Here is a 15,954-nt window from a genome sequence, read left to right as displayed (position 1 = left end):
TTGGTCAGTAAGCTTTGTACAATTTCCATATGGCTATCGAGTCGGTGCTTGTTTGTTCTAATCAGCACCTTAATGGTTCGATAGTTTTCTTGTCTATTCCCTCAACTCAAAATTGTCCGGAGTATTGAAATATCCAATAATCTGAAATACTTGCTCTAGCATAGAGAGGTATTTTCACATCTCGGTCATAATCTAAAGAAGAATCAGAAACTTCCATCACCAATAACACATCAGCAGGTTTAGGATGAGCTGATAGATAGTTATCATCTTGGTTGTGAATGATCGCAAAATCTGGTTCAGGTTCGCTATTAGGTGGCAAATTAATCAATCGGTGCCTGGGATTGCAGAGTTGCCATATCTCCTACAATTTTTGGGAGTTGTTCCCACAAATTGCTTAAGCAAGTTTCATCGGCTGTACCTTTCGATACCATTTGAATAATTTCCCCGTTAATTAATTCAATATGGTCATCTTCATGAAAAAAACCCAATTCAGTAAGCTTGTGGTATTCATCCAGTGTGAAACGTTTAGCCTGAGCAATACTCATAAATGTTCCTCCCAAAGGAAATGCAATCGCCTTTATATTCTAAGATGTGCCAGAAATTGATATGCTAAAAGCCTAGACTAACTATTATTCAAACCATGCCTGCGCCCACTATTAACCCTACTATCACGGCTTTTCCCTTGACTGCCGTAGTCGGTCAAGAAGCAATTAAATTAGCCTTATTGTTAGCAGCAGTCGATCCGGGGTTGGGGGGAGTGGCGATCGCAGGTCGTCGCGGTACGGCAAAATCTGTAATGGCGCGTGCTATTCACGCCCTACTACCGCCGATTGAAGTTGTGAAAGGCTCTATTAGCAATTGCGACCCCAACCACCCAGAAGAATGGGATGACCAACTATTGGCGGAGTATGCAGATAAAGATATTGAGAATGTTCCCGTCGAAATCATCCCTGCGCCTTTTTTGCAAATTCCTCTGGGTGTGACAGAAGACAGGCTTTTGGGTTCTGTTGATGTGGAACAGTCAGTAAAACAAGGTGATACCATTTTTCAGCCTGGGTTACTCGCTGCCGCTAACCGAGGAGTTCTGTATGTGGATGAAATTAATTTATTAGATGACCAAATATCAAATCAGCTTTTAACAGTATTATCTGAGGGGCGCAACCAGATTGAGCGGGAAGGTATTAGTTTTCAGCATCCTTGCAAATCGCTATTTATTACTACCTATAACCCAGAAGAAGGCGCATTGCGAGAGCATTTATTAGATAGAATTGCGATCGCTCTTTCAGCAGACGGTGTACTCGGCTTAGATCAAAGAGTAGCAGCAGTTGAGGTTGCGATCGCTTATTCCCAATCTCCGCAAGAATTTCTCCAGCAGTACAATGAAGACTTAGACGCTCTAAAAACTCAAATAATTCTGGCACGAGAATGGCTCAAAGATGTCTGCATTACTCATGAACAAATTGCCTACTTAGTAGATGAGGCAATTCGCGGGGGAGTTCAAGGACATCGCGCCGAGCTATTTGCCACACGAGTTGCTAAGGCGGCTGCGGCTTTAGAGGGACGGACAACAGTCAATGCTGAAGATTTGCGCCGTGCTGTGGAATTGGTGATTGTTCCACGAGCAACAATTGTGCAGACACCGCCACCCGAACAATCACCACCACCGCCTCCACCTCCACCACAAAATCAAGAAGAACCGCCAGACGAATCAGAACAGGAAGAACAGGAAGAACAAGAAGAAAATCAAGAGCAAGAACCCCCCAGCATCCCGGAAGAGTTCATCTTTGACCCGGAGGGTGTGATCCTTGATGACAGCGTGCTTTATTTTACTCAAATGGCGAAGCGGCAGGGTAAATCTGGCAGTCGCAGTGTCATCTTTTCCGACGACCGGGGACGTTACATTAAGCCGATGTTGCCCAAAGGAAAAGTGCGGCGCATTGCGGTAGATGCCACCCTTAGAGCCGCCGCTCCGTATCAAAAAGCACGACGTGAAAGACATCCAGATAAAAAAGTGATTGTCGAGCAGAGTGACATTCGCTCGAAGCGCTTGGTACGTAAAGCCGGGGCGTTGGTGGTGTTTGTCGTAGATGCTTCTGGCTCAATGGCCTTAAACCGGATGCAGTCAGCTAAAGGTGCTGTTATGCAACTGTTGACAGAAGCTTATCAAAACCGCGACCAAGTGGCTTTAATTCCTTTCCGGGGAGAACAGGCGGAGGTATTATTGCCCCCGACGCGTTCTATTGCCTTGGCACGAAACCGCCTGGAAAGGTTGCCCTGTGGTGGAGGTTCGCCACTAGCGCATGGCTTAACCCAAGCTGTGCGTGTCGGCTTGAATGCCCAAATGAGTGGAGATATTGGGCAAGTTGTGATTGTAGCGATAACCGATGGGCGGGGTAATATACCCTTAGCGCGTTCATTAGGTGAACAGCTAGAACCAGGAGAAAAACCTGATATAAAAGCGGAATTGATAGAAATTGCAGCCCGAATTCGTGCTCTGGGAATACAGTTGTTAGTAATCGACACCGAGAGTAAATTTGTTTCCACTGGCTTTGCTAAAGAATTAGCACAAACAGCAGCAGGAAAATATTATCATTTGCCGAAAGCGACAGATCAAGCCATTGCTGCTATGACTAAAGGTGCGATCGCTGATTTAAAATCTCGTTAATTAGTCATTAGTTATTGGCCATTCGTCAATAACTAAGACCCAGTTGGCATTACTTGAGGCTGTAAGTAGCAAATCAAATCCTGAATTCCTTTTTGCAGATACCGCGTTACCGTCATCGGACTCGTGCCAATTTTCTTAGCAGCATCCTTACGGGAAAGTTCTTTTAGAAATACCATTTCAACTGCCATGCGGGGCTTTTCTTCTAACATACCTATTGCCCCTTGGAGTTGCTGCCGTTCTTCATCTAGTTGTTGGAGAGCAGTAGAACGAGGACAAGGAAGTGCTTCACCCAAGGTTATTTGGCAATCAACATAGTTAACAGCTGTCGCATCTAAACTCAAAGGCATACGGTTTTGAGCTGCTAACTTGGTTTCTTGCCATTCTTGCACAGATACCCGAAGTTCCTCAGCAATTTCAGCATCTTTGGGAGCGCGACCTAAAGACAATGCCAATTCTTTGCGAACTTTTTGTCCCTCATTGTACAGTTCTTGCCAACGACGAGGAATTTTTAATAGAGTACTGCGATCGCGCAAAAAATGCAGCATCTCACCTCGAATATAGGGTACAGCAAAAGAACTAAAAGCATATCCTTGACTGGGGTCGAAGCGCTCAATTGCCCTAATTAGACCAAAATAACCGATTTGTTCTAAATCTTCATAAGGTTCATTACATTGATGGCTGAATTTGTGAGCCATTTTTCGCACTAAGCCAGTGTGCAACTGTACAAGTTGATTACGAAGTTTAATAGAGGGATTCTGGTGGTAATAGTGTAATAATTCTATACCTTCAGTTCGTAAAGAGGACTCACTTATTGCCATATAAATTCCTTTGGTGTAACTCCTTTTATTCAGAAATTGGAGTTGCGTATTTCTTCTTCAAAGCTGTCATTATTTTCCTTAGTCAAGCTTGAATAAGCCATCGTCGTTTCACTGAACTTGTGAGGGGTCGGACTCCACAATTCAGTATTTGTACGCATGATTTTGTAACCTTATCTGTTGCTGGTTATTTTTGTTTTCCAGATAATAATTGAGCCTTGCACAATCTTTTTTGTCGAGTTTATTCCTAACTTGTAGAACTCAACACTGGTTTCTTGACTTAAATATTGGTAAGAATGAGAATAACCAAGATGTTTCTCTCAAAAACTAATTTTTCATTATGAGCAATACCAGCAATTTTCGTGAAGCTATCCGTGAGGCTAAATCTCACGCACTCGTTGGCCCAAATGTAATTGCCAATGCCCTCCCCTACGTAGGCGGCGGTCTTGTGCTAACCGCATTGGGAACCTACGGCGGTCTGGGAGTTATCCGTACTAACCCCGGTCTGTTCTTTCCCACCTTCATCGGTGCAGTGATTGTGGAATTAATTCTGTTCTTTGTTGCCCAAAATGTTGCTCAAAAAGGTAACAAGGGTCTTGCACTACCACTTTTGGCAACTTACAGCCTCCTATCTGGATATACCATTAGTGGCTTAGTGTTCGTTGCCTTGAGAACTCAAGGTGTTGGCATTCAAGGTATTGGTTTAGCTGCCCTTGGTTGTGGTGTTACTTTTATTGCCGCTCGTCAAATTGGTTCAAATCTCTCTGAACAAGATGGGATGGCTTTAACAAAGACAATCAATCTCGGTGTCATTGCCTTGGTGGTTGTGTGCCTCATCCAATTTGCGTTTGCCATGTTTGGTGTGTACACGCCCTCTTGGTTAGAAATTGCTATTTCAGGTTTGGGGGTATTTCTGTTTGTTGGGGTATCTGTCGTCGATTTCTACATCTTGCCCCGCACTTACCGCGATGACCAGTACCTACCTGCTGCTTTATCGATGTATCTTACATACATCAACCTATTCGTCTTTATTTTGCGGTTGCTAATTGCCATCAATGGTCGTGATTAAACATCCGTAAGTATAATGAGGATGTCTGAGAAGTCAAAAATGTCATGCTCAAAGCGATCGCGTAATCAAGCATCTCATAAAGTAACAGAAAATAAAGATTATTCTTGACGCTTTGTTGCAATCATAATGACAAAATATACCCTTGCCATGCTTTTCAGACATCCTTCTTTTTAAGATGTGACACCCAATTTTTTTCTTGGGTGCACAAAGCTTGAATTGATAAACTTTTTAACGAATAAGGCACGACAGGCAATTCTTTCAGTTTGGCGAAAACCTAAAACATTTTGTACAACTTTATAAGCGGCTCTTTTACTGTTAGTTTTAAACTCTGGGAATAGAGCTAAAGCCTCTTCTAAAAATATTAAATATTGTGAATAATCAACAAACAATGACTCTCTAGCCAATTCAAAATATGATTTAGCTAAAGCATGACGATACTTCATTGAAAGTTTGTTCATCTCTAATAATTGCCTTTCGACCTTCTCTAATACCAGATAGTGACCTTTTAACCAGCGGTTTTTAGAGGAAGTAGAAACTGTTACAGAACCATATCGTCTATAAATTGAATAACAGCCAGGTTGATATACAACCTTAGCTCCATTCATTACTACTGATAAGAAAAAATCTCTGTCTTGTGCAGCTGTCAAAGTTTCATCCCACCCGCCACTATTTTTTACTGCGGTTCTCTTATAAAGTAAAGCAGCAAGAGCAACCCACCAATTTGCCAATAGAGCAGCCAAGATATCTGCGTGTGCTTCAGAAATTTCTATATTTTCCATCAAACTTGAGCCATCAGACAAATGACGCTGATGTCTCCAATCACCATAAACAACATCTGCTGCCGTTTCTTCTAAAAAACGAACTTGCTTTTCTATCTTCTCTGGTAAAATATAGTCATCCGCATCTAAGTATTGAATATAGTCTCCCTTGGACAACTCAAAACCTTTATTTCTAGCATAATTTCCTCCTTGATGAGGCAAAGCTTGCCAAATAATTTTGTCTCCGTAACTTTTGATAATTTCTAAACACTTGTCTGTAGAACCATCATCAATTACAATAATTTCAATATTGGAATAGGTTTGTTCCAAGCAGCTATTAATTGCTTCTGCCAACCATTTTTCTGCATTAAAACAGGGTATGATTACCGAAACGAGCTTGGGCATAAAGATTTACCTAAGATAAAAAAATAGGTTGTTAGTATTGTGACGATGGCCCTGTTACTTTCATACTTTCATATGAAATATTAAATGCGTAAAATATAGAAATTCTCACTTGGATGAGGGACAGAAATTTCAGTACGATATCTAAGAGAAAAGCATTTATCCCTTCTCCTTTCCCCCAACTCTATCAGTTGTTTTGCACAGAAGTGTAAACCGCTGTAACTCTGCAAATCTGACGCTTATGCTTTGTATGCAGTCGATAAATTTTTCAATCCTGATTGATAAAATCGTGAAGCAATGCGGGGAAAGGTATGAAGTGGATCGATTCCCATAGCCCAGCATAAGCTGAATAAGGCTGCACGTTTTTGACCCATATCGTATGATCTCAGTGCGTGTTCGTAGACAAACTTGGCGAACATCTGTGGATGCGCTTTGAAAAGTGATTTATGCTTATGCACAAGGCGGAGAAAACTTTCTTGACGAAGCTTTGTATTGCGTGAAACTCTATCTCCCTCGTGAGTATAGAGTTGGTAAGTAACGATAGGTAAACCGAGGAGCGAACAAGCTGGATTGAGCCGCAGAAAGAGTTCTGAGTGGACGCGAGAGCGAAATGTTTGATCCCAGCCACCGATTTGGTGAAGCACCTCACGCTCTACGACTAGAGTTTGCTTGGTATTGTATGATTTGCCCGGTTCAAGTTCTTCTAGAAAGAAGTGAGCGCCACGTGGACGCACCGGAGGAGGTAGGCGCGTGCCGAGGACTTGACCCTGAGAGTTCACTTCTTCCAAGCCAGAGATTACCCCCACAGGTGTTGGAAGTGCCGCTTGAGATAGTGCTTCTAGCGATACGGCTGCCATGTGGGGTAGAAGTTGGTCATCGTCGTCAAGGAATGTAATCCATCGACCGAGGGCGGCGTCAAGACCGACGTTACGAGCTCCCGCACCGCCATGAGACTCCGATAAGCGAATCGTCCGCAGTCGAGGATTACTTGGCAAATCTATCGGCTGTGTTGAAGCGTCGTCAACAACGATGACTTCCAAATCTTCTACTGTTTGTTCAAGGGCACTTTTGACGGCACGAGTTATTAGATGAGGTCGGTTATGAGTTGGGATAATAATACTGAGTAGAGGGTTGCTCATCTTCAATGCCTTTGTTTATCAAAAGTTTAGAATTACCAAATAATCAGCTTATTTACTAACAACTTTCCACGTCCGGGGTTGATAATACAAACATTGACCGCTATATTTGCTTGCTTTTACCGCAAATCTAAAAGACTCTACTATATCAAAGGAGCATACACCCTCTTTCACATAGATTTTAGCGTTATATAAACCAGGTACTAAGCCACAGTAAGGCATCTGCATTTGGATCTCAACTTTTCCAGGAAGTATTTTGAGAGCTACATTATCACTTGCGGAGGTGAGATGTAGTACTCGTTCATTTTCTCCAGATAAAGCTGAAATCTTTATACCTAAAATGGCATTATCGATTTTTTGGAGTACTTTACATTCTACGCACAAATAAGCAGGTTCACCGCAAAGTGGTGCTGCAATTATGTTTCCTTGCTCATCTTTAAAGTAAAGAGACAGTATATCTAAACCTAAACTTGCACTCTCTGGTTTTTCAGCTAAATACATGGCTCCTAGAGATGTTTCTGTTCCTCCCAAACTTAGATCTTCTTCATATTTACGAAAAACAACTTCTGTTTCCCCAGATGTAATTAACTTGCCTTTTGCTAAATAAATAGCAGAATCACATACATTTAATATAGAATGAGGATTATGAGAAACTAAAACAAAAGCTGTGCCATTTTCCCGAAGTTTAGCTAGCCTTTTGTAGCATTTCATTCTAAACTTTATGTCGCCGACAGCCAGCACTTCATCAATGAGCAAGATATCTGGTTCTATGTGAACTGCACAAGCAAATCCCAGCCGAGCTGCCATCCCAGAACTGTAAGTTTGCACAGGGGAATCAATGGCATCCGAAATTTCAGCGAAATCTATTACATCCTCAAATCTCTTCTTAATTTCTTTTGTGGGTAGTCCTAAAATGGACATATTCGCATAGATGTTTTCTCGTCCTGTCAAGATGGGATTAAACCCCGCTCCTAATGCAATTAATGGAGCCACTCTACCGTTAACTTTTACAGAGCCAGTATCAGGTTTAATCAAACCACTAATGATCCGTAAAAGCGTACTTTTTCCTGCTCCATTTGAACCTACTAGACCTATTGCTTCTCCCCGCCGTATTTGAAAACTAACATCTTTGAGCGCCCAAAACTCTTTAGGTCGCAGAGTATCACTCTTTCTAATTCCTCCTGTTAACTCTGTGGCAATATCTTGGACACCGTAGAATAAAGACCGTTTTAAGTCTCTACAAAACTTCTTGGAAACATTATCAACTGCAATAACTATTTCAGTATTGTGGGACGGAACGGTAATCTCTCTATCTACTAAATTAGTCATTATTAAGAACTCACTCTCTCAACCACGAAAGGCATAGCAAGACGAAATCCAATCCAAGTAAATACTAAGCCAACTAGGGTAATTACACTTACCACCCAAAACCTATAAGGGTCTGAGACAACTCCTGTTGTTGCTAACTCTCTGGCTGTTACCAGTAAAGGAGTAACGGGATTTAGTTTTACCAAAAAGCCAAAGGTTCCGCTACTAGGAACTGGATAAACTACTGGAGTCACGAAAAGCCAAAATCCTGTAATCATTGTGAGTCCTTTGGAAATATCTTGATATAACACACCCAAAGGAGCTAATAAAACACCGATAAATGTTCCTAACAATACTAAATGAATTAATGCCACGATCGCTAAAATCGCCGTCCAACTCACAGACACGCCAAACCAGATAAACAAGGCCACGATCAGAATCAGCTTGATGGCAAAGTTGAAAAATACTTCCCCTAACTTTGCCAAAATCAGTGCTTCTCGCGGAAAATTAACTCTGGCTAACATGGGTTTTGCGGCTGTTACCGCTTGTACGGGGCCATTTAAAGCTTCGACAAATGTCTGCCACAAAGCGGTGCTGAACATGACATAAGCTGGATAAGGTAGATCTGTTGCTCCAACACTAATGACATTGGCATCTTTAGCAAGGGTAAACCCAGTTGCCATCACAATTGGGGGTAAAAAAGCCCAGGCTACCCCTAAAAATGACTGACGGTATTGAGCGCTGATATCTCGTATCATCAGTCGCCAAGTGAGTTCACGAGCAGCTAGCAAGTCTCGCCACATTTGTTGAAACAATCGCTTAGGATGCCTAAGTAGGCTTTCAGGCGTGTAAACTACCTTGGGCGGCATCGTAAATCCTCATTCTGCTGCATAATTTTTATCTTTCTTAACTAGGCAATCATAATTTCCATCGCAGCTTATCTGCAACTTTTATGTAAACATACAACGGGTTGCGAGATAATTTAGTTGCGATCGCCTTGAGAATACCAAAATACCGATCTTCCGGGCTACAAAGATATTTGCTCAACTCTGGGACTGTTCTAGAAATCAGATCGATTTGATTGACATTAACACGACGGGCCTGTTCTATTCCAAACAGAAGTGCATAGATGAGAATGTCGCTTGTCCAGCTAGCACGGAGATTTGGACAGTAGGAAACCCACGTTGAGGTATCGAGCTGATGACAGTACCAGTCGTCATCAACCTGACAGGCCAGAACCATCATTAACTATGCGATGAGGCTGTACTTGCAGATTTCTCTAGATTTGTTGGGGTTTGGTTTTGCACAGACATTTGAGTGTAGCGGGTAGTAATATAACGGTTGAGTGCTTTGTCCATAACACTCAGAATTTTAACAGCGGCTCGTGAGCCAAATTTGCCGATGGGCAGTTTACTAGCAAAGGGATTGATGATTGCCATATTTCGCCGCCACCCCAAACGTTTGTACTTATTTTTGAAGTATTCATCTTCGGTGAGGTTCCACTTGTCGCGCAAGCGTTTGAGACTTGCTAGTTCCCAGGCATCGCTCCAACGTAGCATGTAGTAATTTATGTCTGTCAACTCCAGTGGTTGTCCTGTCATGTAAGTCATCAGAGATTCGGGTTCTAGGTAGACTGTACCACCAGCTTCAGTTACTAGGATGCACAAATCAACGTGTTCTTTGGTATTTAAAAGTGCTTCATCTAGCAGACCAATTTGCTGAAATATCTCTGTGCGTACCATCATGCAGTGGAACTCTGCTAGCCCGGTTTTTTGCCGTTGCAGTTGAGGACGGACATCTGCTACTCGCCGACCTTGTTTATAAATCTTTTCAATTATTCGTCGTCTTGTTGTTTCGCCTTTAGTTTCCACCTTTACCCCAGATTCTCCACCTGCACAATGCACTTCTTCGTGTAGAGTTTTACCCTGGCAGATGAGGGGGCTAACGATGGTTGCGCCTGTTTCTTCTGCACACTGTACTAAGGACTTGAGCCAACCTGGAGTAACTACTACGTCATTATCAATGAAAACAACATATTTGCTCGTCACTTGACGCAGACCCATGTTTCTGGCGCGGTTTGGCGAGAGATAATAATCAGTGCGAATCAACTGAAATTGTTTTTGCTTTGCTTGCTCTGCCAAGTAATCTTTGATGTGACGAGGAGAGCCGCCATCTACGTAAATTAACTGAAAGGGATATTCAGTGTGCTCGTAAATGCTTTCTAAAGATTCACGTGTGTGGCTGAAACGCTCGCGTGGAGAGACAATAATTGTAACTTCTGGGGCTGCGGCTGACGAGTTCATATCTAAATCAATATCCTTGGGTAATTTCAATTGATGTAGTTGGGAAAGACTAAAAACAGAATGAGAGTTGAAAGATGAAAATTTTAGATTTCTACTTTTGTAATGAGCGTTTGTAGTTGGTATTGCATTGCTATTTCCATCTTTTGAGAAATGTGTGGTTTACTGCAAAACCTCATGTTGAAGCTACTAGCGCCAAATCTTGAGAATGTAAATCATTGCTCAATATTTGTCGATAAATCTGGATTAACTCATCGTTTAGCTTGTTGATGTCGTAGTTTGATTCTACATAGGTACGACCTGCTTGACCCATTTGTGACCAAATTTCTGGATGTTCTATGAGATAACTTAATTTCTCAGCTATGGCATCAGCATCTCGTTCTGGAACTAGAAAACCAGAAATACCATCTTGCACAAGTTCCGGGATACCACCATGGCGAGTAGCTATGACTGGCAAAGTCATCAACATTGCTTCTTTTAAAGTATTGACAGGAGCATCTTGATCGCCATTTGTAGCTGTGACGCTGGGAGCCATGAATATATCGGAATTGTCGAGAATCTCAATAATTTCCGGCTGATTTTTCCAACCTAGAAGATGGACTTTATCCGCAATATTTAGTTCCTCAATTAACTGTTGCAAACTTTCTTTTAAATATCCATCACCAATGATATTGTACTCGATGTTCTGGTGAATCCTGGATACTTTAGCAACAGCACGAATGCTATATTCTATGCCTTTTTTTTCGATAAGACGACCAGTTGTCGTAATGCGAATCTTGCCATCGGGATGAGGATTTCTAAGTTTAAACGGAAATCGACTGCTATCTATCCCTGAACCATGCACGACAATTTTTTTCTCATCACAACCTAGTTTGATGGCTCTTTTCTTGAAATACTCGCAATTCGCTAAGAAAAAATCTCCTTTAGCAAATAATGAGTCATAAACATCTTCTCCACGCTGATGAACAACCTGGCTAATATCGTAACCTCGAAATGTAGTAATTAACTTTCCTTGGATGGCACCAATATCACGCAAAATCAGACCTTCTTGGGCGAATGTCCCAAATTGGCAATGTATGATATCATACGGCTGAGCTTTCAATAGCCGGATAACTGAGTACAGTAAGCGCAAGCAAGTTGCTCGCCCACCATACTTGAAAAAGTTGAGCGATCGCAATAATACTAAAGGAGCTTTAGGAAAATTCGTAAGTACTAATTGCAGACCTTTGAGGAAGCGCAAAAGGTAATTTCTGGGTATTTCCGGTGGATAGTGGGTACGAGCTAATAGGTGATATTTTTCTACATCTGGATGAACTTTAAAAGTATCATCTGGTTGATAACCGTAAATATCTACCTCATGTCCACGAGAAATCAAACCTATAATTTGGTTCAGAACAAATGTCTCTGACAATACAGGAAACTTCCCAACTATAAAGGCGATTTTCATAGGGAAACACTTGAAAGCGTATTAACTTTTTACAGCCTGATGCGAAGTCTACTTTTGTTCTAAAGTTCTCTTTGGTTATAACAATATTTTTAAGTATATGTTTACCCTCTGTTTAAAGGAAATAAAATTTTCAAGAAATCTTTTTAAAGAAACAGTGAAGGAATGCATGTTCTTTGATGCTGATTAAATGCCTGTAAAGCTTACAGCAAAAGGATTTGATATTTAAAAAATCGACAAATTTAGAGATATTTTATTAGTACTGATCATAAGCGCAGATTATTAATGATGAGAGTCAAAATTTTATCTGAGAAATCACGCTAAAAAATCCAGTAAAGATACGATCAGTACTAGTAGCTCTGCTGAAATTAACTTTTATGTCTTTAACTGAAGAGATTCTTAGCCAACTACCGGGCAATGTTTTGGGAGGATTGCGTCAAAGCGATCGCATCCTAACAACACTCAGAGAAAACACTAGACCAGTACCAACATTAGTTCAAGAAAGTCAACAACTTTTAGGTAATGTTGACTGGGATGCAATTATTTGCGGTGGCACATTAGGAATTTTAATTGGTTGCGCTTTAGCCGTGAAGGGATTACGAGTGGCATTAATAGAAAGAGGTATTTTACATGGTCGGAAACAAGAATGGAATATCTCTCAAGATGAGTTAAATGTATTTTTAGAATTAAACCTATTGACAGATGCGGAATTAGAACAAGCGATCGCTACCAAATATAACCCAGCACGAGTCAGCTTTCACAGTGGTACAGAAGTTTGGGTAGAAGATGTGCTAAATATTGGCGTAGATCCAGTTTATTTACTGGCTACTTTAAAGACACGATTTCTGGCTGCTGGTGGAAATTTGTTAGAAAATACACCTTTTACCGAGGCGGTAGTTCATCCAGATGGGGTGATGGTAAACCAGCAATTCAAAGCTAGGCTGTTAATCGATGCAATGGGGCATCTTTCTCCTATTACCCAGCAAGCACGCCAAGGAAAAAAACCAGATGCCCTTTGCCTAGTGGTGGGAAGTTGTGCCCAAGGTTTTGCGGAAAATCACTCAGGCGACTTGTTATTATCATTTACATCCTTGCAGAATCAATGCCAGTATTTCTGGGAAGCCTTCCCAGCCAGAGATGGTAGAACCACTTACTTATTCACTTACATGGATGCACATCCACAACGCTTAAGTTTAGAAGCTCTATTTGAAGAATATCTGCGTCTCCTACCAGAATATCAAGGCGTGGAATTGAGCCAGTTGAAGTTTCAACGAGCGCTGTTTGGATTCTTTCCTACCTATCGCCAAAGTCCCCTCAAAACCCCTTGGAGCCGCATTGTGCCAGTGGGAGATAGCAGTGGGAGTCAATCACCCTTGAGTTTTGGTGGTTTTGGTGCGATGGTGCGTCACCTAAAGCGTTTAACATTTGGCATCGAGGAGGCACTACAAACTGAACAATTATCCGCTGAAGCGCTGGTACTACTGCAACCTTATCAGCCCAGTCTAACTGTCACTTGGTTGTTTCAAAGGGCGATGAGTGTCGGTGTGAATCAGAAGATTGCTCCAGAGCAAATTAACCAACTGCTCTCTGCTGTATTTCAAGAAATGCAACAGCTAGGTACGCCAGTGCTAAAACCATTTTTGCAAGATATAGTGCAGTTTTCGGCGCTGACACAAACATTGTTAAAAACTGGTTTGGCACATCCGGGATTAGTTGCCAAAATAATTCCGCAAGTAGGTTTGGGAAGTTTACTAGATTGGATGGTGCATTATGGAAATTTGGGTGTTTATACTGCCTTATTTTGGTTAAGCCCAATGTTAGAAACATGGCTTAAGAATCAACCAAGCGAACAACAATATTACTGGCATCGTTTGGTTGATGCATGGAAGTATGGTTCTGGCGCTGATTATTCGGATGGAACTTGAATAATATGTGTGTGAGGATAACATGATTGAGCGGAAATCGTCAGGGATCAAGTACTTTGCAGTATTGATTGAATTATTGCGCGATCGCAATGGATTTTTAGAGGAAGTTCGGCAAGGTACAAGATTATCAAATAAAATCATTTCTCTGTTAGTTTGTAGTTCCATATTCCTTGCTATCTATGGCGGAATTATTGGTGCATACCATAGCTGGATGCAAGCTTTATCTTCCGCCATTAAACTGCCAGCCCTCTATTTAATCACACTGCTGATTTGTATACCGACTTTGTACTTTGCTAATATTATTTTTGGTTCAAAGCGGACTTTTGGTCAACATTTAGCATTAGTGCTAACTGCGGTTTCAGTAACTAGTGTGCTTTTATTTAGTTTTGCCCCAATCACACTATTTTTTCTGATTACTACTAAGAATTACCAATTTTTAATTTTATTAAATGTATTTCTTTTCGCCATAACTGGATTTATTGGGATCTCGTCTTTATATCACGCTACGAGTTTGGTTTTAGAACAAGAGAATGAAGGAAGCAATACGCGCCAAAAGATTTTGCAATTTTGGCTATTTCTTTATGCTTTTGTAGGTAGTCAATTAGGATGGACTCTCAGACCATTTTTTGGGAGACCTGATTCTGTATTTCAACTATTTCGAGAGCGAGAAGGTAATTTTTATCTAAGTGTAATTCAAGCTATTACCTATCTATTAGGATTTCGTTAATTAGTTATTAAACAAAATTTGAAATATCAAAAGATTATGTTAGAAAAAAATAAATCTCGTGGAATTCAACAATTTGGTGTCTTAGTTAATTTACTACGCGATCGCCAGGGGTTCTTAGAAGAAATTCGTCAGGAAGTGCGACTACAAAATAAAATCAGTTCTCTGTTCGTTTCTAGTTCCATTTTCTTTGCCATCTATGGTGCAATTATCGGTGCATCTCACAGTTGGGCGCAAGCATTATCTGGCGCTATCAAACTCCCAGCTTTCTACTTATTAACACTCATCATTTGCTTTCCGACTTTATTCTTCTTTAATGTTTTGTTTGGTTCTCGGAGCAGTATTCAACAGCATTTTGTTGTGTTACTCACATCTGTATCTGTGATTAGTGTGCTTTTATTCAGTTTGGCGCCTGTAACACTATTTTTCCTCATCACTACTCCCGACTCTTATCAATTTTTTAAACTGTTGAATGTATTAATTTTTGGCATCACAGGTATTTTTGGCGTTAGATTCCTTTATGAGGGAATGCAGTTACTTTCCCAACAAGATGAAGTTGGCAAAAAAACCCGTACTACTATTTTAAGATCCTGGTTATTGCTTTATGCCTTTGTTGGTGTACAGTTAGGATGGTTTCTCAGACCGTTTTTTGGTGCTCCTGACTCTAAATTTGAGTTGTTTCGCGCAGTGAAAGGCAACTTTTATCTTGATATTGTAAAAGCAGTTTCAGAAATTTTAGGTTTCCGTTAATATCAGCTTTCAGATTTAAGATTCTCAACTTTTTAGAAAAGTCGGGTATTTTAAAGGGAATCTTCTTATCAAGCCAACAATTCATCAACTGCCACATTGAAACCTTTTAGCACAGTTTGAGTGCTGACAACTTCACCAGAAATAAATACAAGTCGCTGATTTTGCGTGATCACAATAATCCAACGATTTTCTGGAAACACTAACCATACTTCCTCACCTTGAGATTGCAGATATTCTTGAGATTTAGCAATTATCTCTTCAGCAATATCTGTAGGGGAAACAATCTCAGCAATTAGTGGGAAACTTTGGGGTAACGCAGCGGGTTCGCCAAACTGAGTAATTAATTCTGGTGTGAGATAAGCAACATCAGGAACACGTCCTTGTTTGTTAGTGCGACAAGGTACTTCTGTATAAACTTGTCCCCCTTGTCCGCTAGAATCTTTGTAATTTCTCCAGTAATAAGCTACATTGGCTTGAATCCGACTATGCTTGAGTGTCACTCCATTTTTCTTCACTAACTCCCCATCCACCCATTCTGTGTTATTAGGAGGATTTTGCATCCAGTCTTCTAGAGAAACATTTGGTAATATATTTGCAATAACTGTAGCAGTTACCATGACTATCTATTCTCCTGGACAGGACATACTAATATTATTAT

14 protein-coding genes and 1 pseudogene are annotated in these 15,954 nt (G+C 40.9%); 5 read left to right on the top strand and 10 right to left on the bottom strand.

All coding sequences use genetic code 11. The annotated features are described in order from the left end of the window. Window positions 1-127: 127 nt before the first annotated feature. Window positions 128-545 (bottom strand): annotated as a pseudogene (locus FNW02_RS19640) (Uma2 family endonuclease); the annotation flags it as partial. A gap of 95 nt (window positions 546-640) precedes the next feature. On the opposite strand from FNW02_RS19640, the gene bchD reads away from it, so the two are divergent. Continuing rightward, window positions 641-2,665, top strand: coding sequence for a magnesium chelatase ATPase subunit D (bchD, locus tag FNW02_RS19635; RefSeq protein WP_191759180.1), 2,025 nt, complete (start codon window positions 641-643; stop codon window positions 2,663-2,665). Between the two features lie 32 nt (window positions 2,666-2,697). Here the strand turns inward: bchD and FNW02_RS19630 are convergent, their stop codons facing one another. Continuing rightward, entirely contained in the window at window positions 2,698-3,483 is a 786-nt protein-coding gene (locus FNW02_RS19630) for an RNA polymerase sigma factor SigF (RefSeq protein WP_191759179.1), read from the bottom strand. A 337-nt stretch (window positions 3,484-3,820) separates the two neighbouring features. Between FNW02_RS19630 and FNW02_RS19625 the strand changes: the two genes are divergently transcribed. Further along, the gene (locus tag FNW02_RS19625; RefSeq protein ID WP_191759178.1) at window positions 3,821-4,549 is read left to right on the top strand and encodes a Bax inhibitor-1/YccA family protein; all 729 of its coding nucleotides are present in this window, start codon (window positions 3,821-3,823) and stop codon (window positions 4,547-4,549) included. A 170-nt stretch (window positions 4,550-4,719) separates the two neighbouring features. On the opposite strand, the gene FNW02_RS19620 is transcribed toward FNW02_RS19625, so the two are convergent. The 7 genes from FNW02_RS19620 to FNW02_RS19590 all read right to left on the bottom strand — a co-directional run bounded on the left by FNW02_RS19620 (window position 4,720) and on the right by FNW02_RS19590 (window position 11,900). Continuing rightward, window positions 4,720-5,712 carry a glycosyltransferase family 2 protein gene (locus FNW02_RS19620; RefSeq protein ID WP_191759177.1) on the bottom strand — a complete coding sequence of 331 codons (993 nt, stop codon included), beginning with the start codon at window positions 5,710-5,712 and terminating at the stop codon, window positions 4,720-4,722. A 236-nt stretch (window positions 5,713-5,948) separates the two neighbouring features. Then, the gene (locus FNW02_RS19615; RefSeq protein ID WP_191759176.1) at window positions 5,949-6,848 is read right to left on the bottom strand and encodes a glycosyltransferase family 2 protein; all 900 of its coding nucleotides are present in this window, start codon (window positions 6,846-6,848) and stop codon (window positions 5,949-5,951) included. A gap of 48 nt (window positions 6,849-6,896) precedes the next feature. Then, window positions 6,897-8,174 carry an ABC transporter ATP-binding protein gene (locus tag FNW02_RS19610; RefSeq protein WP_191759175.1) on the bottom strand — a complete coding sequence of 426 codons (1,278 nt, stop codon included), beginning with the start codon at window positions 8,172-8,174 and terminating at the stop codon, window positions 6,897-6,899. Window positions 8,175-8,176: 2 nt separating this feature from the next. Continuing rightward, window positions 8,177-9,022 (bottom strand): ABC transporter permease, encoded by an 846-nt coding sequence (locus FNW02_RS19605; RefSeq protein ID WP_191759174.1) that lies wholly within the window; start codon window positions 9,020-9,022, stop codon window positions 8,177-8,179. A 49-nt stretch (window positions 9,023-9,071) separates the two neighbouring features. Beyond that, window positions 9,072-9,398, bottom strand: a complete 327-nt coding sequence (locus FNW02_RS19600; RefSeq protein ID WP_191759173.1) for a hypothetical protein — start codon at window positions 9,396-9,398, stop codon at window positions 9,072-9,074. Continuing rightward, window positions 9,398-10,456: a glycosyltransferase family 2 protein gene (locus tag FNW02_RS19595; RefSeq protein WP_191759193.1), complete on the bottom strand. Its 1,059-nt coding sequence runs from the start codon at window positions 10,454-10,456 to the stop codon at window positions 9,398-9,400. The genes FNW02_RS19600 and FNW02_RS19595 overlap by 1 nt, the downstream gene beginning before the upstream one ends. A 172-nt stretch (window positions 10,457-10,628) precedes the next feature. Continuing rightward, the gene (locus FNW02_RS19590; protein WP_191759172.1) at window positions 10,629-11,900 is read right to left on the bottom strand and encodes a glycosyltransferase; all 1,272 of its coding nucleotides are present in this window, start codon (window positions 11,898-11,900) and stop codon (window positions 10,629-10,631) included. 374 nt (window positions 11,901-12,274) lie between these two features. Here FNW02_RS19590 and FNW02_RS19585 point away from each other — a divergent pair, with 374 nt between their 5' ends. The 3 genes from FNW02_RS19585 to FNW02_RS19575 are packed head-to-tail and all read left to right on the top strand — an operon-like array spanning window position 12,275 to window position 15,296. Beyond that, entirely contained in the window at window positions 12,275-13,822 is a 1,548-nt protein-coding gene (locus FNW02_RS19585; protein WP_191759171.1) for an NAD(P)/FAD-dependent oxidoreductase, read from the top strand. A gap of 22 nt (window positions 13,823-13,844) precedes the next feature. After that, complete coding sequence (locus FNW02_RS19580) at window positions 13,845-14,549, top strand: actin-binding WH2 domain-containing protein (protein WP_191759170.1); 705 nt, start codon at window positions 13,845-13,847, stop codon at window positions 14,547-14,549. A 36-nt stretch (window positions 14,550-14,585) separates the two neighbouring features. Further along, window positions 14,586-15,296 (top strand): actin-binding WH2 domain-containing protein, encoded by a 711-nt coding sequence (locus tag FNW02_RS19575; protein WP_191759169.1) that lies wholly within the window; start codon window positions 14,586-14,588, stop codon window positions 15,294-15,296. 68 nt (window positions 15,297-15,364) lie between these two features. On the opposite strand, the gene FNW02_RS19570 is transcribed toward FNW02_RS19575, so the two are convergent. Further along, window positions 15,365-15,913, bottom strand: coding sequence for a Uma2 family endonuclease (locus FNW02_RS19570; RefSeq protein ID WP_191759168.1), 549 nt, complete (start codon window positions 15,911-15,913; stop codon window positions 15,365-15,367). Window positions 15,914-15,954: the final 41 nt, after the last annotated feature.

This window comes from Komarekiella delphini-convector SJRDD-AB1, from assembly GCF_014831675.1.
GTDB lineage: Bacteria > Cyanobacteriota > Cyanobacteriia > Cyanobacteriales > Nostocaceae > Komarekiella.
Note: the sequence above shows the minus strand (reverse complement) of the source record. Positions and strands in the feature narration are given on the sequence as shown.

Excerpts from the sequence above, each read along its gene's own strand:
- FNW02_RS19625 (WP_191759178.1), top strand. The coding sequence starts at position 3,821 with ATGAGCAATACCAGCAATTTTCGTGAAGCTATCCGTGAGGCTAAATCT.
- FNW02_RS19580 (WP_191759170.1), top strand. The coding sequence starts at position 13,845 with ATGATTGAGCGGAAATCGTCAGGGATCAAGTACTTTGCAGTATTGATT.
- FNW02_RS19570 (WP_191759168.1), bottom strand. The coding sequence starts at position 15,913 with ATGGTAACTGCTACAGTTATTGCAAATATATTACCAAATGTTTCTCTA.
- FNW02_RS19620 (WP_191759177.1), bottom strand. The coding sequence starts at position 5,712 with ATGCCCAAGCTCGTTTCGGTAATCATACCCTGTTTTAATGCAGAAAAA.
- FNW02_RS19610 (WP_191759175.1), bottom strand. The coding sequence starts at position 8,174 with ATGACTAATTTAGTAGATAGAGAGATTACCGTTCCGTCCCACAATACT.
- FNW02_RS19575 (WP_191759169.1), top strand. The coding sequence starts at position 14,586 with ATGTTAGAAAAAAATAAATCTCGTGGAATTCAACAATTTGGTGTCTTA.
- FNW02_RS19600 (WP_191759173.1), bottom strand. The coding sequence starts at position 9,398 with ATGATGGTTCTGGCCTGTCAGGTTGATGACGACTGGTACTGTCATCAG.
- FNW02_RS19615 (WP_191759176.1), bottom strand. The coding sequence starts at position 6,848 with ATGAGCAACCCTCTACTCAGTATTATTATCCCAACTCATAACCGACCT.
- FNW02_RS19585 (WP_191759171.1), top strand. The coding sequence starts at position 12,275 with ATGTCTTTAACTGAAGAGATTCTTAGCCAACTACCGGGCAATGTTTTG.
- FNW02_RS19605 (WP_191759174.1), bottom strand. The coding sequence starts at position 9,022 with ATGCCGCCCAAGGTAGTTTACACGCCTGAAAGCCTACTTAGGCATCCT.
- bchD (WP_191759180.1), top strand. The coding sequence starts at position 641 with ATGCCTGCGCCCACTATTAACCCTACTATCACGGCTTTTCCCTTGACT.
- FNW02_RS19590 (WP_191759172.1), bottom strand. The coding sequence starts at position 11,900 with ATGAAAATCGCCTTTATAGTTGGGAAGTTTCCTGTATTGTCAGAGACA.
- FNW02_RS19630 (WP_191759179.1), bottom strand. The coding sequence starts at position 3,483 with ATGGCAATAAGTGAGTCCTCTTTACGAACTGAAGGTATAGAATTATTA.
- FNW02_RS19595 (WP_191759193.1), bottom strand. The coding sequence starts at position 10,456 with ATGAACTCGTCAGCCGCAGCCCCAGAAGTTACAATTATTGTCTCTCCA.